The sequence below is a fragment of the Cryobacterium sp. Hh11 genome (assembly GCF_004404045.1).
GTDB lineage: Bacteria > Actinomycetota > Actinomycetes > Actinomycetales > Microbacteriaceae > Cryobacterium > Cryobacterium levicorallinum.
In genome coordinates, this window is record NZ_SOHF01000026.1 from 66980 (window position 1) to 90866 (window position 23887).

General features: G+C 64.4%; 19 protein-coding genes, 1 tRNA gene and 1 pseudogene. 13 read left to right on the forward strand and 8 right to left on the reverse strand.

From position 1 onward, the window contains the following. Positions 1 to 129: 129 nt before the first annotated feature. The 5 genes from E3T46_RS12825 to E3T46_RS12845 all read left to right on the forward strand — a co-directional run bounded on the left by E3T46_RS12825 (position 130) and on the right by E3T46_RS12845 (position 9908). Positions 130 to 2655: an ATP-dependent Clp protease ATP-binding subunit gene (locus tag E3T46_RS12825; RefSeq protein WP_134578842.1), complete on the forward strand. Its 2526-nt coding sequence runs from the start codon at positions 130 to 132 to the stop codon at positions 2653 to 2655. A gap of 294 nt (positions 2656 to 2949) precedes the next feature. Continuing rightward, positions 2950 to 3498: an amino-acid N-acetyltransferase gene (locus E3T46_RS12830; protein WP_241978742.1), complete on the forward strand. Its 549-nt coding sequence runs from the start codon at positions 2950 to 2952 to the stop codon at positions 3496 to 3498. A gap of 212 nt (positions 3499 to 3710) precedes the next feature. Then, positions 3711 to 8447 (forward strand): ExeM/NucH family extracellular endonuclease, encoded by a 4737-nt coding sequence (locus tag E3T46_RS12835; protein WP_134578843.1) that lies wholly within the window; start codon positions 3711 to 3713, stop codon positions 8445 to 8447. Between the two features lie 133 nt (positions 8448 to 8580). Next, positions 8581 to 9225: a hypothetical protein gene (locus tag E3T46_RS12840; RefSeq protein WP_134578844.1), complete on the forward strand. Its 645-nt coding sequence runs from the start codon at positions 8581 to 8583 to the stop codon at positions 9223 to 9225. 275 nt (positions 9226 to 9500) lie between these two features. Continuing rightward, complete coding sequence (locus E3T46_RS12845; protein WP_134443659.1) at positions 9501 to 9908, forward strand: dehydrogenase; 408 nt, start codon at positions 9501 to 9503, stop codon at positions 9906 to 9908. Positions 9909 to 10057: 149 nt separating this feature from the next. On the opposite strand, the gene radA is transcribed toward E3T46_RS12845, so the two are convergent. Together radA and E3T46_RS12855 are read right to left on the reverse strand one after the other, a co-directional pair. Next, positions 10058 to 11419 carry a DNA repair protein RadA gene (gene radA / locus E3T46_RS12850; protein ID WP_134443658.1) on the reverse strand — a complete coding sequence of 454 codons (1362 nt, stop codon included), beginning with the start codon at positions 11417 to 11419 and terminating at the stop codon, positions 10058 to 10060. 53 nt (positions 11420 to 11472) lie between these two features. Further along, a complete protein-coding gene (locus E3T46_RS12855) occupies positions 11473 to 12291 on the reverse strand; it encodes an SGNH/GDSL hydrolase family protein (protein ID WP_134578846.1) in 819 nt (272 codons plus the stop codon). A 46-nt stretch (positions 12292 to 12337) separates the two neighbouring features. Here E3T46_RS12855 and E3T46_RS12860 point away from each other — a divergent pair. The 4 genes from E3T46_RS12860 to E3T46_RS12875 all read left to right on the forward strand — a co-directional run bounded on the left by E3T46_RS12860 (position 12338) and on the right by E3T46_RS12875 (position 16314). Continuing rightward, a tRNA-Ser gene (locus E3T46_RS12860) sits at positions 12338 to 12427 on the forward strand. A gap of 490 nt (positions 12428 to 12917) precedes the next feature. After that, positions 12918 to 13388 (forward strand): helix-turn-helix domain-containing protein, encoded by a 471-nt coding sequence (locus tag E3T46_RS12865; RefSeq protein ID WP_134578847.1) that lies wholly within the window; start codon positions 12918 to 12920, stop codon positions 13386 to 13388. After that, positions 13381 to 14598, forward strand: a complete 1218-nt coding sequence (locus tag E3T46_RS12870) for a HipA domain-containing protein (protein ID WP_134578848.1) — start codon at positions 13381 to 13383, stop codon at positions 14596 to 14598. The genes E3T46_RS12865 and E3T46_RS12870 overlap by 8 nt, the downstream gene beginning before the upstream one ends. Positions 14599 to 15267: 669 nt before the next feature. Further along, positions 15268 to 16314, forward strand: a complete 1047-nt coding sequence (locus E3T46_RS12875) for a TerC family protein (protein WP_134578891.1) — start codon at positions 15268 to 15270, stop codon at positions 16312 to 16314. A gap of 26 nt (positions 16315 to 16340) precedes the next feature. Here the strand turns inward: E3T46_RS12875 and heR are convergent, their stop codons facing one another. After that, positions 16341 to 17144 carry a heliorhodopsin HeR gene (gene heR, locus E3T46_RS12880; RefSeq protein WP_134578849.1) on the reverse strand — a complete coding sequence of 268 codons (804 nt, stop codon included), beginning with the start codon at positions 17142 to 17144 and terminating at the stop codon, positions 16341 to 16343. Positions 17145 to 17554: 410 nt separating this feature from the next. Here heR and E3T46_RS18040 point away from each other — a divergent pair, with 410 nt between their 5' ends. Beyond that, on the forward strand, positions 17555 to 17809 hold the full coding sequence (locus E3T46_RS18040) for a hypothetical protein (protein WP_166790278.1): 255 nt from the start codon (positions 17555 to 17557) through the stop codon (positions 17807 to 17809). Here E3T46_RS18040 and E3T46_RS18525 read toward each other — a convergent pair. Continuing rightward, positions 17806 to 18006 (reverse strand): annotated as a pseudogene (locus E3T46_RS18525) (hypothetical protein); the annotation flags it as partial. The gene E3T46_RS18040 and the pseudogene E3T46_RS18525 overlap by 4 nt on opposite strands. On the opposite strand from E3T46_RS18525, the gene E3T46_RS12895 reads away from it, so the two are divergent. From E3T46_RS12895 to E3T46_RS18535, 3 genes are all read left to right on the forward strand, one after another. Continuing rightward, the gene (locus E3T46_RS12895; protein ID WP_166790279.1) at positions 17977 to 18408 is read left to right on the forward strand and encodes an ABC transporter permease; all 432 of its coding nucleotides are present in this window, start codon (positions 17977 to 17979) and stop codon (positions 18406 to 18408) included. The pseudogene E3T46_RS18525 and the gene E3T46_RS12895 sit on opposite strands and share 30 nt — an antisense overlap. 223 nt (positions 18409 to 18631) lie before the next feature. Continuing rightward, positions 18632 to 19264 (forward strand): permease prefix domain 1-containing protein, encoded by a 633-nt coding sequence (locus E3T46_RS18530; RefSeq protein WP_241980723.1) that lies wholly within the window; start codon positions 18632 to 18634, stop codon positions 19262 to 19264. 113 nt (positions 19265 to 19377) lie between these two features. Then, complete coding sequence (locus E3T46_RS18535; RefSeq protein ID WP_241980724.1) at positions 19378 to 19638, forward strand: hypothetical protein; 261 nt, start codon at positions 19378 to 19380, stop codon at positions 19636 to 19638. 150 nt (positions 19639 to 19788) lie between these two features. Here E3T46_RS18535 and E3T46_RS12905 read toward each other — a convergent pair whose 3' ends face one another. The 4 genes from E3T46_RS12905 to E3T46_RS12920 all read right to left on the reverse strand — a co-directional run bounded on the left by E3T46_RS12905 (position 19789) and on the right by E3T46_RS12920 (position 23886). After that, positions 19789 to 20040 (reverse strand): hypothetical protein, encoded by a 252-nt coding sequence (locus tag E3T46_RS12905; protein WP_134578851.1) that lies wholly within the window; start codon positions 20038 to 20040, stop codon positions 19789 to 19791. A 38-nt stretch (positions 20041 to 20078) separates the two neighbouring features. After that, positions 20079 to 21155: an ABC transporter ATP-binding protein gene (locus E3T46_RS12910; RefSeq protein WP_134578852.1), complete on the reverse strand. Its 1077-nt coding sequence runs from the start codon at positions 21153 to 21155 to the stop codon at positions 20079 to 20081. Positions 21156 to 21173: 18 nt separating this feature from the next. Beyond that, positions 21174 to 22778 carry an iron ABC transporter permease gene (locus tag E3T46_RS12915; protein WP_134578853.1) on the reverse strand — a complete coding sequence of 535 codons (1605 nt, stop codon included), beginning with the start codon at positions 22776 to 22778 and terminating at the stop codon, positions 21174 to 21176. A 70-nt stretch (positions 22779 to 22848) separates the two neighbouring features. Continuing rightward, the gene (locus E3T46_RS12920; RefSeq protein WP_134578854.1) at positions 22849 to 23886 is read right to left on the reverse strand and encodes an ABC transporter substrate-binding protein; all 1038 of its coding nucleotides are present in this window, start codon (positions 23884 to 23886) and stop codon (positions 22849 to 22851) included. Position 23887 lies beyond the last annotated feature (1 nt).

A 23887-nucleotide genomic window follows, 5' to 3' on the forward strand; every position in this document is an offset into this window, starting at 1 on the left:
GGGCCCAGCGCGCAGCATCCGTCACGCTGTGCTTATCACGCCTACGGCGAACAAACGCCCGCGGGCGGCGCAGGCTGGTTATTCTCGATGTAACGGCACCAACTGCCCTGGCGCCAAGGGAGCGATCATATGTTTGAGAGATTTACCGACCGAGCTCGTCGCGTCGTCGTTTTGGCCCAGGAAGAGGCCAAGATGCTCAACCACAACTACATCGGCACCGAGCACATTCTGCTCGGGCTGATTCACGAGGGTGAAGGCGTCGCCGCGAAGGCTCTGGAGAGCCTCGGCATCTCGCTGGATGCCGTGCGCGAGCAGGTACAAGACATCATTGGCCAGGGGCAGCAGCAGCCCACCGGCCACATTCCCTTCACGCCGCGGGCGAAGAAGGTTCTCGAGCTGAGCCTGCGCGAAGCGCTGCAGCTCGGCCACAACTACATCGGCACGGAGCACATCCTGCTCGGCCTCATCCGCGAGGGCGAGGGCGTCGCCGCCCAGGTTCTCGTCAAGCTCGGCGCCGACCTCAACCGCGTGCGCCAGCAGGTCATCCAGCTCCTCTCCGGTTACCAGGGCAAGGAGCAGGTCGCGGTCGGCGCCAACGAGCAGGCGGCCAACACGGCCGGCAGCCAGGTGCTCGACCAGTTCGGCCGCAACCTCACCCAGATGGCCCGCGACAACAAACTCGACCCGGTCATCGGGCGCGAGAAAGAAATCGAGCGGGTCATGCAGATCCTCTCGCGTCGCACCAAGAACAACCCTGTGCTGATCGGTGAGCCCGGCGTCGGCAAGACCGCCGTCGTCGAGGGGCTCGCCCAGGCGATCGTCAAGGGCGATGTGCCCGAGACGCTCAAGGACAAGCAGCTCTACTCGCTCGACCTCGGCTCGCTCATCGCCGGCAGCCGCTACCGCGGTGACTTCGAAGAGCGCCTGAAAAAGGTCACCAAGGAGATCCGCACCCGCGGCGACATTATCGTCTTCATCGACGAGATCCACACCCTGGTTGGTGCGGGTGCCGCCGAGGGTGCCATCGATGCCGCATCCATTCTCAAGCCGTTGCTGGCCCGTGGTGAGTTGCAGACCATCGGTGCGACCACCCTCGACGAGTACCGTAAGCACTTCGAGAAGGATGCCGCGCTCGAGCGACGCTTCCAGTCCATTCAGGTGAACGAGCCGTCGCTGCCGCACACCATTAACATCCTCAAGGGACTGCGCGACCGCTACGAAGCGCACCACAAGGTGTCCATCACCGACGGTGCCCTCGTGGCCGCGGCGAACCTCGCCGACCGCTACGTCTCCGACCGGTTCCTGCCCGACAAGGCCATCGACCTGATCGACGAGGCCGGCGCTCGCCTGCGCCTGTCGATCCTGTCGAGCCCGCCGGAGCTGCGCGAATTCGACGAGAAAATCGCCGTGGTTCGTGCCGCCAAGGAACTCGCCATTGAGGAGCAGGACTTCGAAAAGGCCGCCGGCCTGCGCGACGAGGAGAAGAACCTCCTCGGCGAGCGTCTGCGCCTAGAGAAGAAGTGGAAGTCCGGCGACGTCAAGACCACCGCGGTGGTCGACGAAGGCCTGATCGCCGAGGTTCTGGCCCAGGCCACCGGCATTCCGGTGTTCAAGCTCACCGAGGAAGAGTCCTCGCGGCTCGTCTTCATGGAAAAGGCACTGCACCAGCGCGTCATCGGTCAGGAAGAGGCCATCTCGGCGCTCGCCAAGACCATCCGTCGTACCCGGGCCGGCCTGAAGGACCCGAAGCGTCCCTCCGGATCCTTCGTCTTCGCCGGTCCCACCGGTGTCGGCAAGACCGAGCTCGCCAAGGCGCTCGCCGAGTTCTTGTTCGACGACGAGGCCGCCATGATCTCGCTCGATATGAGTGAGTACGGCGAGAAGCACACCGTGTCACGCCTGTTCGGTGCGCCTCCCGGATTCGTCGGCTTCGAAGAGGGCGGCCAGCTCACCGAGAAGGTGCGGCGCAAGCCGTTCTCCGTGGTGCTGTTCGACGAGATCGAAAAGGCCCACCCCGACATCTTCAACTCCCTGCTCCAGATTCTGGAAGAGGGCCGGTTGACGGATGGTCAGGGTCGCGTCGTCGACTTCAAGAACACCGTCATCATCATGACTACCAACCTCGGCACCAAGGACATCTCGGGCGGACCGGTCGGCTTCCAGCTGGAAGGCGACACCACCACCGGGTACGAGCGCATGGCCGGCAAGGTCAAGGACGAGCTGAAGAAGCACTTCAAGCCCGAGTTCCTCAACCGCGTGGACGAGATCATCGTGTTCCCGCAGCTGACCAAGCCCGAGCTGCTGCAGATCGTCGACCTGTTCATCAAACGTCTCGGCGTGCGTCTGCTCGACCGCGACATGACCGTCGAGGTCACCCTTGCGGCCAAGGAACACCTGATCGAGGTCGGATTCGACCCGACGCTCGGTGCTCGTCCGCTGCGCCGCGCCATCCAGCGCGAGGTGGAGGACCGCCTGTCGGAGAAGATCCTTCAGGGCGAGCTCAACGCCGGAGACCACGTGCACGTGGACTTCGTCGAGGGCAAGCTCGTCTTCACCACGACGACCCGGGCAGAATCGGTCGGCGTCGGAGTGAACACCGCAGCTGCCGTCGGCACCGGTCCGGCCACCCCCGACCTGGCGATCACGAGCGACTAAGTTTCACCCCGCGCTAGCACAGCGGCAGAAGGCCCGGCAGATTCGTCTGCCGGGCCTTTTCCGTGCCCCCAGTACCGGCTGGCGCGCATAACTCCTGCAATTTCTGTGGCCTCCCGCCAACTTCCGCGTCTTTCCGGGGGTGGCTGGGCGGCGCATCCGTTCTGGTGGGGGCGAAAAGTGGGGGCCAATTCAGAAAGGACGGGGGCGGCGGGCGGCTGCGGCGGCGGAATCCCGCAGCACGATCCCTAGACTGGTGGTTTGATCCTGATTTAGCCACGAGAGGGGCCGATAGGCGTGACCGTATTGCAGCAGAGGGCACCGGAACAACCCGAACTGGAGTATTCGGTGCGCCGCGCCCGCACGAGTGACGTTCCCGGCATCGAAGCGCTGGTCGAACCGCTCGTGCAGCAGCGCATCCTGCTCGGCAAGGACCGGGTCGTGTTCTACGAGGCGGTGCAGGAATTTCGGGTGGCCGTTGACTCCTCAGGGAAGCTGATCGGCTGCGGCGCCCTGCACGTCATGTGGGAAGACCTCGGCGAGGTGCGCACCCTCGCCGTCGACGCGAACTGGCTCGGCCACGGCGTCGGCTACACCATGATGCAACGCCTCGAAGCGGATGCCCGCGACCTCGGCTTGAGCCGACTGTTCTGCCTGACCTTCGAGGTGGGCTTCTTCACCCGCAACGGCTTCAGCGACATGGGTACCGAAACCGTGGATCCGGCCATCTACGCCGAGCTCGTGCGGTCTCCCGATGAGGGCGTCGCGGAGTTTCTCGACCTGGCACGGGTGAAGCCGAACACGCTCGGCAACACCCGCATGGTGAAGCGCCTGACTCGTTCCTGAACCGGCGGAATTCTGCGTGACCGGCTCGATCGCGGCTATCTGTGCTGCGTGGCGCCGATTTCAGCTGCGCATACGAGCAAAATGAGCGGAGTTCACCCCCCGGACACGGCCCGTCACTAGGCTGCGAACTATTGCACCGGCCGGAACCACTCCACGGGGAGCAAGACCCTGGGTGCAATGAGACGACCATCGTTCAATGAATGAGGAGATCCATGTCATCCGCCGTTCGCAGCCGTTCGAGGCTGGTTTTCGCCACACTTCTGGGGGTAAGCCTCGCGGCCGCTCCGATCATTGCCATACCGGCCAGCGCCAACACCGCCGGCACCGGAGTCGTCATCAACGAGGCCTACCTGAACGGGGGCAGCTCGGGTGCGACCTACCTGAACAAGTTCGTCGAGCTGTACAACCCGACCAACGCCGACGTCTCGCTCGACGGCACGTCGATTCAGTATCGCGCGTCGGGCTCGACGTCGAATCCGACCTCGGTCCTCGCTTTGACCGGAACCATCGCCGCCGGAGGTTACTACCTCGTACAGGGCGGCTCGAACGCGACAAATGGCGCGTCGCTCCCAGAAGCGGATGCCGCCTCCGGCATCTCCTTTGCCGCCGGCTCCGGCACGATCTTCTTCGCCAACCAGTCCGCGGCGCTGTCTGCGCCCGCCATCGGCTCGCTCACCGGGCAGCCCGAGATTCTCGACCTGATCGGTTACGGCAGCTCGAACACCTACGAGGGAACGGCTGCAGCCAACGCATCCGTCACCACCTCGGTGAACCGCACGAACTTCATTGACACCGATGTCAACGCCGCCGACTTCAGCTCGGCCGCGCCAACGCCGACAAACACGGCGGGCGAGACCGGCAGCCCGGTCGACCCAGAACCAGACCCCGACCCAACCCCGGTGCCCGCCGAGCTCACCGCGATCAACGCGATCCAGGGAACGACCGATACGAGCCCGCTGGCCGGAACGGTCGTCAAGACGTCCGGCGTCGTCACTGCCGCCTACCCGACCGGCGGCTTCAACGGCTTCTACCTGCAGACCGCAGGGACCGGCGGCGATATCGACTTCGCCAGCCACACCGCTTCGCACGGCGTCTTCGCGTACTCCAACTCGGCCACCGCCGACGTGAAGATCGGCGACCACGTGCAGGTCGTCGGCACCGTCGTGGAGTTCTTCGGCCTGACCGAAATCACCTTCAGTACCGTTGACGATGTCACCCAGCTCGCGGGCACCGACGTAGCCCTGCCGACACCGGTCACGGTGTCCCTGCCGACCAGCGAGGCGCAGCGGGAAACCCTCGAGGGCATGCTCATCGCGCCCCAGGGTGATTACACCGTCACCAACAACTACACAACCAACCAGTTCGCCGAGATCGGCCTCGCCGCCGGAACGACGCCGCTGGTGAACCCGACCGTGACGGCACTGCCCGGCTCGGCCGAGTACACGGCGGCCATCGCGGCCAACGCCGCACGCGCCGTGACCCTCGACGACGGTGCGAGCACGAACTACCTCTCCAGCACCAACCAGGGAACCCCGGTTCCGTACCTCACCGTCGCTGACCCGCTGCGGATCGGTGCGGCCGTGACCTTCACCACGCCCGTGATCTTGGACTACCGCAACTCCGCGTGGAAATTCCAGCCCACCACGGCGCTCACCGCGGCAAACGCCGCCACGGTCCAGCCGGCCACGTTCGCCAATACCCGCACGGAGGCTCCCGAAGACGTGGGAGGGGACATCCGTCTGGCAAGCTTCAACGTCTTGAACTACTTCTCCACCGTCGGTGATTCCCTCGTCGGCTGCTCGTACTACAGCGACCGGGCCGGGAACCCGATAACCGTGCGCAGCGGATGCGACGCCCGCGGCGCCGCAAACACTGTCAACTTCGAACGCCAGCAGGCGAAGATCGTCGCGGCCATCAACGCCCTCGACGCCGACGTTGTCTCGCTCGAGGAGATCGAGAACTCGGCAGCCTTCGGCAAGGACCGCGACGACGCCCTCGCCAACCTGGTGAACGCGCTGAACGCAGCGGTCGGCAGCACGGCCTGGGCCTTCGCGGCCTCGCCCACCGAGCTCCCCGCCAACGAAGACGTCATCCGCACCGCTTTCATCTACAAGGTCGGTACGGTCGAAACCATGGGTGGGTCCAAAATTCTCACCGGTTCCGCCGCATTCAGCAATGCCCGCCAGCCGCTCGCCCAGGCGTTCCAGCTGGTCGGCGACACAAACAGCTCGTTCCTTGCCATCGTCAACCACTTCAAGTCGAAGGGCTCCGGAACCGGGGTCGACGCCGACATGAAAGACGGCCAGGGTGCCTCGAACGCTTCCCGGGTGAACCAGGCCACGGCCCTCGTGGCCTTCGCCGACGATCTCACGGCCAGCACCGGTATCGACCGGGTGTTCCTCACGGGCGATTTCAACGCCTACGACCTGGAAGACCCGATCCGGGTGATCACCGACGCCGGGTACATTAACCAGGGCGCCAAGACCGGCGAATACAGCTATGCCTTCGGTGGCACGGTCGGCTCGCTCGACCACGTGTTCGCTTCGCCAGAAGCGGATGCCACGGTCAACGACGTCGACATTTGGAACATCAACTCCGTTGAATCGGTGGCCCTCGAGTACAGCCGGTACAACAACAACGTGACCGACTTCTACGTTGCCGACGCGTACCGCTCCTCCGATCATGACCCGGTCGTGCTCGGACTCAACCTCGCCACGCCCACCTCGGTGGAGCTCAACCTGCTGAACATCAATGACTTCCACGGACGCATCGACGCCAACACCGTCAAGTTCGCGGGAACCATCGATCAACTGCGGGCCGAGTACGGCGACGCGAATTCGCTGTTCCTCTCGAACGGCGACAATATCGGTGCCTCGCTGTTCGCATCGGCATCGCAGAACGATCAGCCGACGATCGACGTGCTGAACGCCCTCGATCTGGCCGCCTCTGGCGTGGGCAACCACGAGTTCGATCAGGGCTTCGCTGACCTCGGGGCACGAGTGGCCGATGCTGCCAACTTCGACTACCTCGGAGCCAACGTCTACAACGCGGGCACGGAAACGCCCGCGATGCAGGAATACGCCCTCATCGATGTTGCCGGCGTGATGGTTGGCGTTATCGGCGCGGTGACGGAAGAGACCCCCTCCCTCGTCTCGCCGAACGGTATCGCGAGCCTCAGCTTCGGGGACCCTGTTGCCGCAGTCAACCGCGTTGCCGCGCAGCTCACCGACGGCGACCCCGCCAACGGCGAAGCGGATGTCCTGATCGCCGAGTACCACGAGGGTGCCGGCGCCGGAATTCCGGATGGCGCCACGCTCGAGCAGGAACTCGCCGCCGGCGGGGCCTTCGCGTGCATCGTGAATGACACCTCGGCCGAGGTCGACGCGATCTTCACCGGTCACACGCACAAGCAGTACGCCTGGGACGCCCCGGTTCCCGGCGCGGCCGATGGCGCCACGCGCCCGGTGCTGCAGACGGGCAGCTACGGCGAGAACATCGGCCAGGTTGTGCTCAGCTATGACGTGGCCTCCGGTGACACGACCACGGTGAAGAACCGCAACGTGGCCCGCTCGACCGTTGCCGATGCCGACCTCGTGGCCGCGTACCCGCGCGTCGCCGAGGTTCAGGCCATCACCAACGCCGCGTTGGCCGAGGCCGCGATCCAGGGCAACGTGCCCGTGGGTTCGGTCACCGCCGACATCACCCGGGCGTGCCTCGGTGGAGTCGCGCCGTGCGCCGAAAACCGGATGGCGCCATCCACTCTGGGGACGCTCGTGGCCAACTCGCTGCGCGCGTCGCTGGCCGACCCCACCATCGGCGGTGCCGAGATCGGCGTCGTCAACCCCGGTGGAATGCGTGCCGACCTCTCGCTGTCTCCTGACGGCGTGGTGACCTACGCCGAGGCGAACGCGGTGCTGCCGTTCCTGAACAACCTCTGGACGACGAGCCTGACCGGCGCACAGTTCAAGACCGTTCTCGAGCAGCAGTGGCAGACCAACGCCGATGGCACAATCCCGAGCCGGCCGTTCCTGCAACTCGGCTTGAGCGACAACGTGAACTACGCCTTCGACGCGTCACGAGATGCCGGAAGCCGCATCACGGGCATCTGGATCGACGGTGCCCAGATCGACCCGGCGCAGTCCTACCGCATCGGTTCGTTCAACTTTCTGCTCACCGGTGGCGACAACTTCCGAGAGTTCACGAACGGAACGGATACCCGCGACTCGGGTCTCGTCGACCGCGACGCCTGGATCTCCTACATTCAGGCCAACAGCCCGCTGTCCCCGTCGTTCAAAGCCAGCCAGGCTTCGATCACCGGCGCCCCCACGGCCGCGGTCAGCCCGGGTGACACGATCACCTTCACGGTCGGCAGCCTCAACCTCACCTCGCTCGGCGCCCCGAAAAACACCCAGCTCACGCTGAGCTGGTCGGGCACCGACGTCGGTACGGCATCCGTTGATTCGACGGGCGCAGCCATCGTCACCGTCACGGTGCCGGCCGATGCCGTCGCGAGCAGTGTCCTCGAGATGACCGCGGTTGAATCGGGCACGATCGTGCGCCTCGCCGTTGCGGTAACCGTGAGCACCGAACCGGGAGATGCGCCGACCGCAGCCCCAGCGAAGGATCTCACCAAAAAGCTGCGGAACGCGATCGATACCGACCGGAACTCCTATCGGGCCGGTGACACGGTCGCTGTCGAGGTTGGTGCCTCGCACGCCGGCGAGTACGTGTCGGTGTGGGCCTACGACAAGAAGAAGGCCGCCAACCTCGGCGGCTGGTTGCTCGTCAGCGCAGAGGGCACGGTGAGCGTCACACTCGCTGACGGCCTCAAGCACGGCAAGTACAGCGTGTCCGCGCAGAACGCTGACGGTGACGTAATCGGCTGGACCGACGTCAGGGTCGACCACGCCAAGAAGGCACCGAAGCCGCCGAAACCAGGGCGCCGCTAAGCCATGGTTTGTGGGCCGGGGCCCGCTCGCACCGTTTCGGTTGCGGGCGGGCCCCGGCCTGTTCCGGCGGCAATTGCTGCCGACACGCACGCCATTACCGCCTTCTGGCGTCGAACATCAATAACCTTGGGGCATGTCGACGATCAAGCAACCGGTCGGCCGCCAGTCCAGCAAGGTGTACCGGCGCCGGCGTTTCGTAGTGGGGCTCGGCGTGCTTGCCGTGCTGGTGATCCTCTTTCTCATCATCGTGCAACCGGGGGTGAGCAAGGGCGACGCAGACTCCCCGAAAAAGCCGGCCGCCCCGACCGAGTCGGCCACGCCGACGGATGCCGCCACCGTCATTCCCGAGACGGCCACCGCCGTCGATGGCTCGGCCTGCGACCCGGCAGCGGTGCAGGTTGCGGCCATCACCGACGCCACGAATTATGCGGCCGACGTGCTGCCGCAGCTGTCGCTGAGCCTGACCAACATCGGCACCACGGACTGCGTGATCAACGCCGGCAACAAGCAGCAGGTGTTCACCGTGATGAGTGGTGAAGACGTCTACTGGACCTCGACCGACTGTCAGACCAACCCGATCGACGCCGAGGTGACGCTCAAGCCCGGCGTGGTCATGCCGCTCGCAACCCCGATCAGCTGGGATCGCACCCGTTCGGCCGTTGACACCTGCCAGACCGAGTCCCGCACCGCAGTTCCGGCCGGCGGGGCGTCGTACTACCTGCACGTGACCGTGGACGGTATCGAAGCGGCCGACCCGGCGTTGATGATTCTGAACTAGGGCTGGCTGCTCAATCTGACGCCCCGCCCGGTGCGGTGGTACCGAACACTATTTCCCGTTGAACTGGGGCGAGTGCGTGGGTGAGGGCTCGCATACTGTTCTTCCGGGGCCGTTCTAGAGCGATTTGCGACCCCTCACGGAGGCCGGGCTGGCCGGGGCCTGGGGCTGGGGCGGGACAGGTGGTCGGCTCGCTGGGGCCTCGGCTCGAGCGCGCGTTCGCTCGTGGCATGCGCTGCCAGCTGGGCGTGTACGGCTGCGCCTGATTGAATGAATGGGTGACCGATACGACTGCCAACACCCGTTCCGAGGCGCTCGCCGCCGCTCTGGCGGCGCAAGACGTCGTCGCCGTCGCCTATGCGCTGCGCAACGATTACATGATTGTGCCGCAACTCGTCGTCAACGGGGAGGCGGCGCAGGTGCGGGTCTTCGGCCGCGAAGGCTCCGACAAGCGGATGCTGCTGCTCTTCTCGGCCGCCGAAAACTACGTGCGCGTGGTACCCGACGACCTGAACCCGCAGGTCATGGTCTGCGACGGGCAGTGGCTGCGGGAATTTCTCACCGTGCACGCCGCGACCCTGGAGATGGTGTTCTTCGACATCGCCGGGCCGAACGTGATGCAGGCAGCTCCCGCCGATCTGCTCAAGGCGCTGAGCCCCGAACTTGGCCAGAGCGACGCCGGCTGAGTCCTCGCCCGGGCAGCTTCGAGCAACTGCCCGATAGATCGCCGGGTCCAGGCGCAGGCTCGGCGCGCCGGTCAGTGCGCCGAGCCTGCATCCTTTTTTCGGGAAAGCGCTCAGCTACGGCCGAATGTGGGGCGGGGTAGTGATGGAGTCTAGAACGCCCGATCGAGTTCGGCGTCGCGGGGGCTGCGGCTGGTTCCGAGCGCGAGAGCAACCGCCGCGTGGATCGACCCGCAGGCGGCGTCGATCTGGGTGGTGAACCCGAGGCGCACGGCCTCGTTCACGCGCTGCTTCGACATCAGCGCTCCGCGCACCTCCCCGGCCAGGCTGATCTCACCGAAGGCGACCACGTTGTGGGCCACGGCCAGCCCGGTGAAGGCCGACGCGATGGCCAGCGCAATCGCGAGGTCGGCGGCCGGTTCGGTCAGACGGATTCCGCCGACCGTCGACACGTAGACATCTTTGGCGGAGAGCTTCATGCCGGCGCGCTCCTGCAGCACCGCGAGCAACATGGCCACACGGGCTGCGTCCACACCGCTCGTGACGCGGCGCGGGTTCGGTGCCTGGGTGTCGGTGACGAGAGCCTGCACCTCGACCGGCATTGCCCGCCGGCCTTCGAGGGCGACGGTGACGCAGGTGCCGTCGACCGGTTCAGTGGCCCGGCTTAGGAACAGCCCGCTCGGGTCGGGCACCTCGGCGATGCCGTCGCCGGTCATCTCGAAGCAGCCGACCTCGTCGGTGGGCCCGAATCGGTTCTTGAGCGCGCGAATGAACCGCAGCGAGGTCTGCCGGTCGCCCTCGAACTGGCAGACCACGTCGACCAGGTGCTCCAGCACCCGCGGGCCCGCAATCGAGCCGTCCTTGGTGACGTGGCCGACGAGCAGCACCGGCAGGTTGCGATCTTTGGCCACGCGAATGAGAGTGGATGCAACCTCCCGCACCTGGCTGGGCATGCCCGGCGAGCCGTCGGAGAGCGCACTCGACACCGTCTGCACCGAGTCGATGATGATGAGGTCGGGCTTCACAGCGTCGATCTGCCCGAGGATCACGCCGAGGTCAGTTTCGGCCGCGATATAGAGCTCGGGTTCGAGCGCGTTGGTGCGTTCGGCCCGCAATCGCACCTGACTCACCGACTCCTCAGCGCTGACATAGAGCACGCGGCTCTTGGCGGCGGCGGCCTTCGACGCGACCTCGAGCAGCAGCGTGGACTTGCCGACGCCGGGCTCACCGCTGAGCAGAATTACCGAGCCGGGCACGATGCCGCCGCCGAGCACCCGGTCGAACTCGTTGATTCCGGTCGGCCAGTGAGCGGCGGCATCCGTTTCAACGTGGGTGATGGGCCGGGCGATACCATCGCCGACGAGCGTGACGGCCTTGAGCTTGCGGGTGATGCCAGCGGTCTGGCCGGCATCGACGACGGTGCCCCACTGCTGGCATTCGCCGCAGCGGCCCGCCCATTTCAGGGTGGTCCAGCCGCATTCGGAGCAGCGGAAAGAGGAGACGGATTTTGCCATATTTCGAGCCTAGCCGGGGCCACCGACAGTCGACTCTGCGCGCGGTTCCGGCGCTAGTCGGCGTCCTCCGACACCTGATTGACCGCCGAGAACCGGTGGGCGACATCGGCGCTGATCGCCGGTAGGAACGCCTCGGCCCAGGAGCGGTAGCCGCGGTCGTTGGGGTGGAACAGATCCCCGGCTACGTGGGTCAGAATGCTGCGAAAGCCGGCCCGCTTCGTCGTTGCGTGCAGCGGAACCACGGTCAGCTCGTGCTCGGCGGCAACGCGGCGGATGATCTTGTTGGCCACGGCGACTTTGACCTCGTTGTGCGGCAGGTGAAAGCAGGGCAGGTCGGCGACGAGGGTGTGCGGCGGCAGTGCGGCGAACACGGTTCGGATACCGGCTTCAAACGCCGCCGGGTTCCACGCGGCGATATCGTTGGCGCCGATCGCGACCGTGACCAGGTCGGCCTCCAGCCTGGCGAAGCGGGGAAGCTGGTCGCGCACTGCCAATGCCACGGTCGCGCCGGAGACGCTGAGATTCACAACGCGTACCGTCTGGCCGGTCGCCAGGCGCACATGATCGGCGAGCACGCCGACGTAGCTCTTGCTTGGACTCGACGCCCCGATTCCCTGGGCGGCACTGTCGCCGATCGCGACGTAGAGCAGCTCGCCTGACTGCTTCGCGTGGTCGCGCCACCAGGCCGAGTGCACCGGCAGGGTCTCGTTGAGAATGGCCTTCTGCTGTTCCAGGTCGCGGCGCCACAAGGTCGTGGCCAGCACGACGCCGCCGGCAAAAACGGCGGCTCCGGTAGCGATGGCAGAGCGGATGCGTGGGTCGGTGAGGTCACCGGCTGAGGGTACTCCGCGGCATCCGTGTGTCTGCTGCATGTTTGCCGATTCGCGTCGAACCTCAGTCTCTACTAGAATCAACGGCGGTACCGTGTCCGAGCGGCCGAAGGTGCGACTCTCGAAAAGTCGTGTGGGGGAGACTCCACCGTGGGTTCAAATCCCACCGGTACCGCCACGAAAAACCCCCTAAATCCTAGTGTTTGACTGGGAAGTAGGGGGTTTCGTTTTGCCCAAATGGCCGTTTGCCCACACGGTGCCCGACGTGCGGCTCAACGGGTCCTCGAGATGAGTGCGCCCGGATTGGGTAGTCGCTACGCCCGTTCGTTAGTTGCCATGATGGCCGTGAGACACCGTGAGACACCGTGAGACACCGTGAGACACCGTGAGACACCGTGAGACACCGTGATGCGGCGTGACACAGGGACATTGTCGCGGTCAGTGACCCGGCCGTCGATTTCGTCGTCCATTCCGCGCAGAGCGGCGAACCCTCCGTTTCATGTCGCCACACACTACAGCTCGAACGCTCGCTGACCAGTGTCTTTAAGAACATGACGGCCTCCAGAAGTTCTGGAACCTTGCTGTTCCATTGCTGAGTTTCTTAGCGCTATGGAACAACTGCATCCCATTCATAAGGTACGGAACGCCTTTGTTTCACTGAGGTCGATATGCTCATCAATGACCTGGTCGAGCTTGGCGAGCTCATCCGCCTGCGCCGAGCCGAACTCAGTCTTTCGCAGACCGACGTTGCCGAGCAGACCGGCACCACCAGGCAGTGGATATCGCGCCTGGAGAAGGGCAAGAACGACACCGGCACCGCCCGCCTGCCCGCGGTCCTCGACGTCTTAGAACTAAACCTCGAGATCCGGCCGCCGCGGCTCGACAGCGCGCCGAAGGTTGTCGGTGAAGGCATCTGGCGGCAGTCGCTGATCGCCTCGGATACGGTCGGCGCGAGTCTTCAGATGCGCGAAGACTCCACGGGCGGATTTGCTCGCACAGCCAGCGTCGATCCCGAAGGGTTGGCAGCAGGGCGTCGACGCATCCTCGAGGCAAGCCTGAAACTTACGCAGCGTCGTGCCGCCGCGAACACGATTCCAAATACGCACACCAACACGACGCCAGACCCCGACAATGTCTAGCCTCGACGTGTATCTTTACGGCGCCCACGTAGCCGAGCTCGAGATGCTTGCCCCCTTGCAGTACCGCCTCACCTACAACGCAGCGTGGCTGGACGACCCAAACACGATGCCGGTCAGTCTGTCGCTGCCGGTTGGAGCTGCGCCGCTCACGGGAGCGACGCTCACGTCGTTCCTCGACAACCTGCTCCCCGACAACGCCGACGTTCGTGAGCGGTGGGCTGTCCGGGCAGGGCTGGCCACAGCTGAGCCGTTCGAGCTGCTGCGCGCATATGGCACCGACGTGGCCGGAGCCATCCAATTCGCCGACCCGGGCAGTGATCCAAACCAGAGCAGCACTAGCACCAGTGAACCGATCAGCGATGCCGAGATCGCTGCGCGAATCCGCGCGATCCGAGAAGACGACACCAGCTGGCAAGATCCAGATCGGGATACCGGCTATTTCTCGCTCAGCGGCGCCCAGGGAAAGTTCTCGCTCGGCAACGCCGGGCGGGGCTGGTACGAGCCGACTGGCAGCCACCCGACCACCCACATTTTCAAGCCCCGGGTACGTGGCCAGAAAGAGGGCGAGCTTGTCGAGTTCATCACCATGACAGTCGCCCGGATGGCCGAGATCAACACTGCCACTGTGGAACTCGGCATGTTCGACGGCGAGCACTCCCTCGTCGTCGAACGCTTCGACCGGCTGGCTGTCGATGCTGGTGCTAGCCCGGGCGAAGTCCCGACTATCTTCCGCGTTCATCAGGAGGATCTCGCCCAGGCTACGGGTGTCACCCGACTACAGAAGTACGAGAACCGCGGCGGCCCCACGTACAGGGACGTGCTGCGTCTCCTTGATGCGCACGTGCCGGACGAACGCAAAGCCGCCTCGAAGCTGACATTCGTCCAAGCCCTCGTGTTTTCCTGGATGGTTTTGAATACCGACGCCCACTCCAAGAACTATTCCGTCTTCATCGGCCTTGACGGTGTCGACCTCACTCCGTTGTACGACGTGAGCAGCTTCATCCCGTATGCCGGGCGAGCAGATGACGGACGCCCCCCCGGACCGACTCGGCCTTCCGCAACACGAACCTCTCGATGCGCATTGCTGCGGACTATCCCGCTGGTCAGCAATCCTGGTTCGAGTGGGGCTCCGTCGCCCGTGAAGCCGGCCTCAGCCGTGTACTGGTTACTGACTGGGCGAGCGCGGTCGCGGATTCCCTGCCGCAACTGATCGCCGCTGCTGCGTCGTCGTTGCCGTCGCATTTGCAGACCGACATCGTCGCGCGGTTCGTCGAACGCACGCCCATCCGTGCAGCCCAGGTAGTCGCGGCCATCGCTCGCTGAGCCGCCTCTGGGAAAATGAGAGGTCGCGACTGTTATGTTTGCCCACCATTCACCGACATCATGGTGATTGACGGCCAGCCATCGGACCGCGATCCTTCTTCGGATAGCATCCAAGCGATGGCCATTTGTTGGCACCGCTCGGCTCACGTTCTCGCGGCTCACGTAATCGGCGCGGCGAATCTGCATGCCCGATGCTTCGTCCCGGCATCGTCTCTCACCTGCGAGATCGCAGATGGATGTGTCTACCCCTCGATGATGTCGTAGAGCGTGCTACGACGATGCCGGCATTGAGGCGTTCGACGATGAGTTGGCGTTCATGCCTCCGCGTTCATCGTCCGCGACACCCGCGGGTAGCGCCTCACACCAGCATCTTCCTTGCTTCGCTCAAACATTCCTCTGCTTGCCCGGTTGACGTGAAGCACACTCTCCTGTTGAATGACTACAGAAGGGGAGTAATCCTCGCTTCGCATCGTCAATACGTTCCCGCCGCGGGTTCCGGTGCGCAGGGCCGCACGGTAGATAAGACCTTCACGAAAATTTCGTGGAGGTCTTTGTCATGACTGTCCCCCTGTGGGCGTGGTTCGCTGTTCTGGGTGTGATCCTGCTGATGCTCGCCGTCGATCTGGTCGCCCACCGCAAAGCTCACGTGATCGGTGTGCGGGAAGCCGCCGTCTGGTCGATCGTGTGGGTGACTCTCGGTGTCGCGTTCGGCGTGCTGGTGTGGATGCTGTGGGGGGCGGAATTCGGGCAGCAGTACTTTGCTGGCTACCTGATTGAGAAATCCCTCGCGGTGGACAACGTGTTCGTCTGGGCGATTATCTTCGCCGCTTTTGCGGTCCCGCGCGAGTACCAGCACCGAGTGCTGTTCCTCGGCGTCCTGGGCGCCCTGATCTTCCGCGGGATTTTCATCGCCGCCGGCGCCGCGCTGATCGAGAACTTCTCCTGGATCCTGTACGTATTCGCCGCGTTCCTGATCTACACCGGGTGGCGGATGTTCCACTCCCGTAACGACCACGTCCACCCCGAGAAATCCCGTATCCTCAAGGTGTTTCGTCGGTTCGTGCCGATGACCGACGCATACCACGGGCAGAAGTTCGTGATCCGCAAGGCAGGAATTCTGGTGGCGACCCCGCTGCTGGCCGTGCTGGTGCTGGTGGAAATCACGGACATCATTTTCGCCGTTGACTCGATCCCGGCTATCTTCGCCGTCACGAGCGAACCGTTCCTGGTCTTCACCGCGAACGCGTTTGCCATCCTGGGCCTTCGGGCCATGTACTTTTTGCTCGCGGACCTGATCCATCGGTTCATTTACCTCAAGATCGGACTGGCGTTCGTTCTGATTTGGGTGGGTATCAAGATGCTGCTCCTGGATGTCTTCTACATCCCGACCACGATGAGCCTGGCAGTGGTCGTGACCATCATCACGGTGTCCATCGTGGCCAGCCTCCGCGCCACCCGTGGTCAAGGTCGACGCGAAGTGCATACCGAGGCGGCAGGGGTGTTCCGGATCGCCACCGACGAGGAACTTGCCGCGGCCGAGCCGGTCTTCCGCCGCAGTGGACGAGTGCCTGTCGGTAGCGCAAAGGATCGCTCCGATGAGTGACGTGGATCCCTCGTTGGGCAGGGCCCCTAGCTAGCGATCGCCGGGATAATGGCACCCGAGAAGACTTGCCAGGCCAGCGCGGTCTTCGCCACCAGGCTCAAGGTGATGTAGGTGCGTTCGCCCTGCAGATAACTTTTCCATTTGCCGACCTGCTTGTACTGCAGCCACTGGTTAACAGCGAAGGTATTGAAAAACAGGAACAGCGAAATCACGATGCCGACGACGAAGCCGGGGGCCGCGACGTCACTGACGCTGCCTGGACGCAGGAAGTAGATCAGAATCAGGATCCACGGCACGATGCCGACCATCGACCCGAAGATGAAGGGCAGCAGCCCGCCCGAGCCGGGCTGTTCGTATTTCTCCTGCAGTGCACCGAACAGGATCATGGCCGCATTGACGGCGAAAACGGCGAACAACGCACCGATGTCGGTGGCCCCGTTGATTGCCAGGATCAGCCAGATCATGATCGACGAGCTGAGGGAGTACTCGACCCATCGAAAGTAGTTGTGGTTGTTCTGCAACCCATTCTTGTAGCGCGCAAAGAACCAGGGACTTGAGATGAGGAAGTGGAAGAAGGCGCTGAGGGTCAAGAATGCGACGACGCCGACACCGATGTTCACTTCGAAGAGCGTGACCCGTTCCGGTGGAATCGGAACTCCGGGAGGGCCAGCCAGGTAGTCCGCCGTCACGGCGAACAGAACTTGCGAGCTCAGCATGGTGAGAATCACCGCAAATCCGGCGGCTTGGAGCAGGTGCAGACTTCCGGCAACAACGTTATAGATCCGCAGCCGATCGATCTGCTCGTCGGGTGAGTAGACCCTTTTGGACATGGGACGGCTCCTTCGTTCGTGGGGGCTAGTGCCCTTGAGGACATCTTGGCACCGCCGAATCCACTATCGGGTTCGACGAGTAAAAACCGGGATGAGGCTGGCCATTTCTCCAGCTGTGGCGTGCGTCCTGTCTCGCGAACGATTGTTCAGAACCACCGAGGGGGCTTGCCCCTGATTTCGGCATGAGAACGATGTGGCGGCCGCGGAACGCGACGGCGTGCAGCACCTGATCTGCACCAGCGTTGCCACGGACGGGGATCACCTGGGCTTTGCCCTGGCACATCGGTGGACAGATCGACGTATTCAGGGCAGCGCACTGCGTTGGACGATTCTGCGCAATGGCCTTTACGCCGAGCTCTTCGGATCGCTGCTGGCGCCGGCCGAAGGTGTGATCACGGCGCCATTTGGTTATGCCTGCAGGCGTGACCCCAGGTCAGCACACGCTCACGCTTGACGCAGTTGGTGTCGATGGGGTTGCGCGGAGCAGCGTCGTCTACATCACCGTCGGTGCCGAAGGAACAGCGATCTACGTCTCAACCATCGAGGCCGAGGCTGGTGACCTTGCAGCCACTGGTGTGGACGCAGGACCGCTTGAACTTCTCGCACTGATGCTGCTTGGGGTCGGCACCGTCTTGATCCGCCGCCGAAACCGGACCGTCTGCTAGTGGAGGCCCCGCAGACGCAAACGCGGCTGCGGGGCCTCTTCTAGAACAAGACGATTCGAAATCTTGAAACGCGCCGCCGGTGCGTGGCAACATAAACGGTCTGCAACGGCGTCAAGGTCGTCATCGAAGAGGTCTGCGTACGTGTCGAGGGTCACCGCCGAGGCGGCATGACCGAGCATTCGTTGCACCGCTTTGATCCGCGTGCCGAGGCTTACCCGGGTGCCCATGAGGTGGTTTCCGAATCGGTCGGCGAAGACGAGTCCCGTTGCCAGCTTGTCCCGGCATCCTTTCCTCTGATCGTGCTCATGATCGTCCCGCTCTACTCCCTGTCATTGGCCCTGTCAGACCCACACAGTCCCGTCGTTCAGATCTTCACGTATTTCCCGTACTCTGCGCCGATCACCGCGATGCTGCGCAACGCGTTCGGCTCCCGCTCCGGCTGGGAAGCCGCCATCGTCATCATCGAACTCTTCCTACTCAGCCCAGTCGTGCTCCAAATCGCCGCACGCCTCTTCCGATACGGATCCACCTCCTACACGAGCAAGGGCTTTTTCAACACGGTCTTCGTGCGACCCGCTGGGAGCGCCACGCGCAAGTGACCCGCGAAGTGATCAACGAGGATTGAGGATCCTTCCGGCCCTCCCGCTCGCCTGGGGCGGGGCGAGCGTCACCCACGATGGCTAACCCAGCTCGAGTGCGTCGACCGCCACCGCCCATGGGTAGGCCTGGATCGCTGCGATGCGCTGGTCGCGCAGCTCCTAACGGTGGCAAAACGGGCAGTGCAGCACGCTGTGGCCCCAGGCCTCTGCGACGCCCGGGATAGTGGGCAGGTCGTCCGAGATCGACCGGTGGCGCGGCTACGCGCTGCGACGCCACGCCATCGCATCCGCTGAGGTGGAGGAGCCGGAAGACCACCTGCGTAAGCAGATCGAAGACCCGCTAGCCAACGGGCTCGACCACGACCAAGCGTTCCTCGTGGCGATCAAGCGGCTGGGCAACCTCGACGCCGTCTCTCGGGAATTCGCCCGGGAACACTCCGATCGGCTCGGGAAGCAGCTCGTACTCGTGCCAGACGACGCCGACGCCACCCGCGCGCCGGCCTGGCGCGAACTTGCCGTGGTGCGCGGCATCGCCCTGGGGGCGGGGCTGGCCGTCAAGGCCGGCCTGACCTGGTCCAACGGCGAAATGGGCCTCGCCCGCAATCTGGGCCTGCTGGGCTTTCCGTTTCTCGCCGTCTACTTCGGCTGGAAGCGCCGGCGCACCGTACCGGTCGCGGCAACCCTTGTGGTCTCGTTTGCCGCATTGGCGGTGCTGCCCAACGTCTACCCGTTCGCGGCCGGTGGCTCCACCGAGGTTCTCGCGGCGCTGCACGCCCCGGTGTTGCTCTGGGTGCTGGTCGGGGTCGCCTACGTCGGCGTCCTGGATACACCGTTGACCGCAACCTACTCATCCTGATGGACGCCATTTGGTGCTCGTGCTGAGCCTGCTGCTCTACTCGATCTCGGCCCGCGACTCGGTCGCCCAGCCGGGGCTGTTCGACGCCCTCCAGCTGGCGTTGGTCAGCGCTGGTGGTCGATGCCGTGATGCTTACCGCGATGCTGGCGCGCATCCCCGAGTTCGGTTTCAGCCCCAACAAGATCGCCGTGCTCGGCCTCAACCCGCTGCTGCTCGCGCACCTGGTGCGCGCGGCCTGGCTCGCGATCGGATTTCTGCGCGGTCGACGCGCGTTCACGGCGCTCGAAGGCTGGCAGACGCGGTACCTGCCGGTTTACGGCGTGTGGGCGCCTATCGTGGTGGTGATTTTTCCCCTGATGTTCGGCTTCGCGTGAGCGCGTGCGTGCACCGGAGTGCGGCCGATCCGCTCAGTGCCCGCGAGCGCCCCCGATATGGGTGGCCGCCACGGTAACCGGCTTAGCGGCTGCCAGTATCGGGCGCGGTCATGGCACCGATGACATTTCGAGAGCTCAAATTTTGCTATTTCAGGTACGACGTACTTTGCTGAGGATGAGGCCCTCGGTGGGCTCTTCCTCGTTGGTGACCGTCTCGATCCACTCGACGTCTTCGTCGGACAGGTAGTAGTCCGATTCCGCGCTGTCGCTATCGATGGCGGCCGATCCGCCAGCCCGTGTGACCTCCGCGACGACCTGCGGCGGCACAGCGTCGCCGTTGTTCTCCAACAGCCCTACCCTCGTCGACGGAGTCAGCTTGGGCCACCACAGTTCGATATTCATACGGCGCAGTCGGCCATGCCCGCCCTTGCAGCGCGAGGTCATCGCACGGCGCCCTCCCGCACAGCCAGGGACGCGGTGGGATAAAACAGGGCACGGTGAATGGTGACGGTCATCCGTTCTCCCACCAGCGGCCGACGGCCGGTGACGCGGCAGCGAACCCGTACGCCGGCCCAATCCACGATGACATCATTGCCGCTGCGGCCGAACAATGACGAGGTGACTTCGGCGGCGCCATCGATGTCGGCGTCAAGCCGCACGTCCTCCGGCAGAACGGCGAGGGTTCCCTCTTCGCCGAATCGAAACCGAGTACCGAGAACGTCGTGCCCGACCGCGCAGGGGTGGTTCGATGCAGTGAAACCTGCGGCGTGCACCACTCCTTCGAAAAGAGTTGCGTCGGCCATGAACCGCGCCACGCTGGCGCTTGCGGGGTATGACACCAGTTCCGGTGGCGACGCGATCTGTTGAATGCTCCCCTGGTCGAGCACAACCACCCGATCGGCCAGAGCGAGTGCTTCGTCGCGGTCGTGCGTCACGTGCACCACGGTCAACCCGATGGAGCGAGTCAAAGACTGGAGCTCCAGGCGAAGAGCATCGCGCAACGGCTCATCGAGTGCCGAAAGCGCTTCATCGAGAAGCAGCACTTGGGGGTTGCCGACCAGCGCTCGGGCGAGTGCCACCCGCTGGCGTTGCCCACCCGAAAGTGTGGTCGGATTTCGGGTGCCGAAACCTTCGAGCCCAACCAGCTGCATAACCGCCGCGACGCGCTCCTCCCGCTCGGCCCTGGATACTTTTGTGAGCTTCAACGGGTAGGCGATGTTGCGGGCGACGTTCCAGTGCGGCCAGACAGCATGCTGCTGAAAGACCATTCCGAGGTGTCGCCGTTCCGGCGCTACATTCGTCGTCGCGTTCGCGACCACGGATTCACCGATGCGGATCAGACCGGTGGTCGGAGCCAGAAAACCGGCAATTGTGCGCAACAACGTCGTTTTGCCCGAACCGGACGGACCGACGAGGGCAACGAATTCGCCGTCGGCGATACGCAGGTCGATGGCGTCGAGGCCAACGGTGCCGTCGGGATAGGTCAAGCCAACCGAGTGCAGATCTACAGATGCCATGATGCGTCCTCCTAAGGGTTAGCGGCGGGATTGCCGTGCGGTGAGCCCCAGGCCAGCAAGGCCGAGCACGGTGACGACGAGGGAGAGAGCGGATGCTGCATTGTAGGAACCGGCCTGCTGCAGACTAAAGATGGTGACGCCCAGAGTCTGGGAGCCGGGCGCGAGCAGCAGCACGGAAATGGTCAGCTCACGAACCGCCGTCAGGACCACCAGCGTGCCGCCGGCGATCGCGGCTGGTATCGCCATACGCCACGAGATGTCCACGAGAGCGCGCAGCCGGCTCGCCCCCGACGCTCGCGCTGCTTCCTCCGCGGTCAGAGGCGTCGACCGAAGCGGAGCGCTCACCGACTGCACGACGAGGGCGATGAACGCCATAACGTAAGCGCACAGGATCAACCACGGGGTGTTGAACAGTCCGATTCGCGGGGCGATAATCAGCCAACTCACGGCGATGACGAGCCCCGGCATCGCCTGCGGCAACATCGCGACCGCGCGCAGTATCCCGTTCGAGCGGGCTCGAGTTCGTGTCACGAGGGTGCCGATGGCGAGGCCGAGAACCGTGCAGATCACGCCGGCCAGCACCGAGAGCATGATGGAGTTGCCCGCTCCGGCGATGGCGTTGGGCGACGTCGTTGCGCGCTTCAGATTATCCAGCGTGATGTTCTGCAAGGTCAGCGGAATTCCCGGTGCCGGCAACAGGGCCTGACTGATCAGGGCGAGCAGGGGCAGCACGGTTAGAGCCAGCAGAGTGCCCCACGTGGTGACCGTCGTGGCCAGTCGCCAGCGCCCAAGGCCAAGCAACTGCGCTGGCGAAGCGGATGCGTCCAGCTCCCAGGTGCTGCGTGCCGCCAGAATATCGACAATCATGGCCACTACCGCGCACAACATCAGTATCGCCCCGACCGTTGCGACCACTTGGAGTGGATCGTCGACGGTTCCGGACTGGATGTACCGATAAACGAGGGTGGACAGGGTGACATAGCGTTCCGGCAGCCCGATGATCGACGGAATTCCGAAGTCAGCGAGGTTGGACACTGCGATCAGGGTGAAGGCTGAGAGAAAGGCCGGACGCAACAGCGGCAACGTGATGTGTCGCACGGCGCGCCCGATCGAGGCCCCGCTAATGCGGGCGGCCTGCTCCAGGTCGGACGGCACTCGCCGTAGTGCAGCCGCGACGATGATGTACGCAACGGGATAGGAATGCACGGTGAGCAGAAATACCACTCCGTCACCGCCATAAATGTTCCACAGGGGGGACCCGAACCATTGCGTCCACAAGGTATTGACCGGTGCTGCCGGGCCGGCGATCCCAATCCAGGCGATCGCTCCCACAAACGGCGGAACCAGGAGCGGTGATAGAGCGAATAACCGAAGGACCCGACGGCCGGGCAGGTCACTGCGATCCAACAAGAGGGCGATGACGGTGCCAACAATGACGGCGAACAGGGCCGATACGGAGGCCGAGACAATACTGTTCAGACCCGCCTGCGCGACATCACCGGTCAGGAGCAGCTCCAGTCGATTCTGACTGAAGGCGAGGGCGAGAAGTGCGCCGAGCGGGAGCAGTATGACAGCGGATACCGCGCACCACAATGCCACCCGCACCGCGTCAACACCATCCACCCGCGCCAACCGAGATGGCCGGGAAGCGCGACGGGCCCGGTCGGATTCGACCGGGCCCTGATGGAGCAATTTACTGGAAGAGCTCATTGAATCGGGCCACTGCCGCAGCCTGGATCACACTGATGACCGCGAGGTCAGGGGTGATGATCGTAATATCGTCCATCGACGGCGCGCCATCGGGGGTTCCGACGTCGCTGCGCACCGGCAGGTAGGACTGGCTGACGGCGAGGGTCTGACCGGCTTCACTCACCAGGAAGTCGACGAAGGCCTCGGAGGCTGCCTGCTCGTCGGTGCTGGCGAAGATGCCGACCGGCTGGGAGACGTACGGCACGCCCTCGCTCGGGTAGATGAGGTCGATCGGAGATCCGGCGGCCTTCAGCTCGCGGGCCAGGTAGTCCACGACGATACCGACGGAGCTGGTTCCGGATGCGACGGCCTGGGAAACAGGCCCGTTGCTTTCCGCAATGATCGGCTTGTTGGCCGCGAGTGCCTGCAGCCACGTGTCGCCGAGCTCGTCAGAGTCGCTCCAGACCGCGGCGTTGTACGCTGCGGCACCGGAAACATCGGGGTTCGGCATGGTGATCTGGCCGGCATAGCCGGCGTCGGTGAGGTCCTGCCACGACGTCGGCGGAGTGTCGACGAGGTTGGTGTTGTAGGCGATCACGGTGGGAATGATGCGCGTCCCCACGTAGAAGCCCTCGGGGTCCACGACGTCCTGGTCGAGGGACTCGACGTCGGCGGGGGAATAGGCGAGGAGAAGGTCATCCGTTTTGTAGCGTTCGAAGGTTCCGGCATCTGCAGCGAGAAGCACGTCGGCCTGCACTTCGCCGCTCACCCGCTCGGATTCGATGCGCGCGGTGAGATCGCCGGTGCCGGCGCGGAACACCTCGACCGTGATCTCGGGGTGGTTGACATTGAATGCGCTCACCACGGCATCGATCTTCTCCTGTGGCTCCGAGGTATACAGGGTGATGGTCGCCTCGTCGGCAACCACGGTGGATGCGTCGCCTGCCGCAGTGGAGGCGTCGGCCGGGGCGCTGCATCCGGTCAGAGCTATCCCGATCAGCGCTAATGCCGCTGCGGGAGCGAGAGATTTTCTCAAAGACATG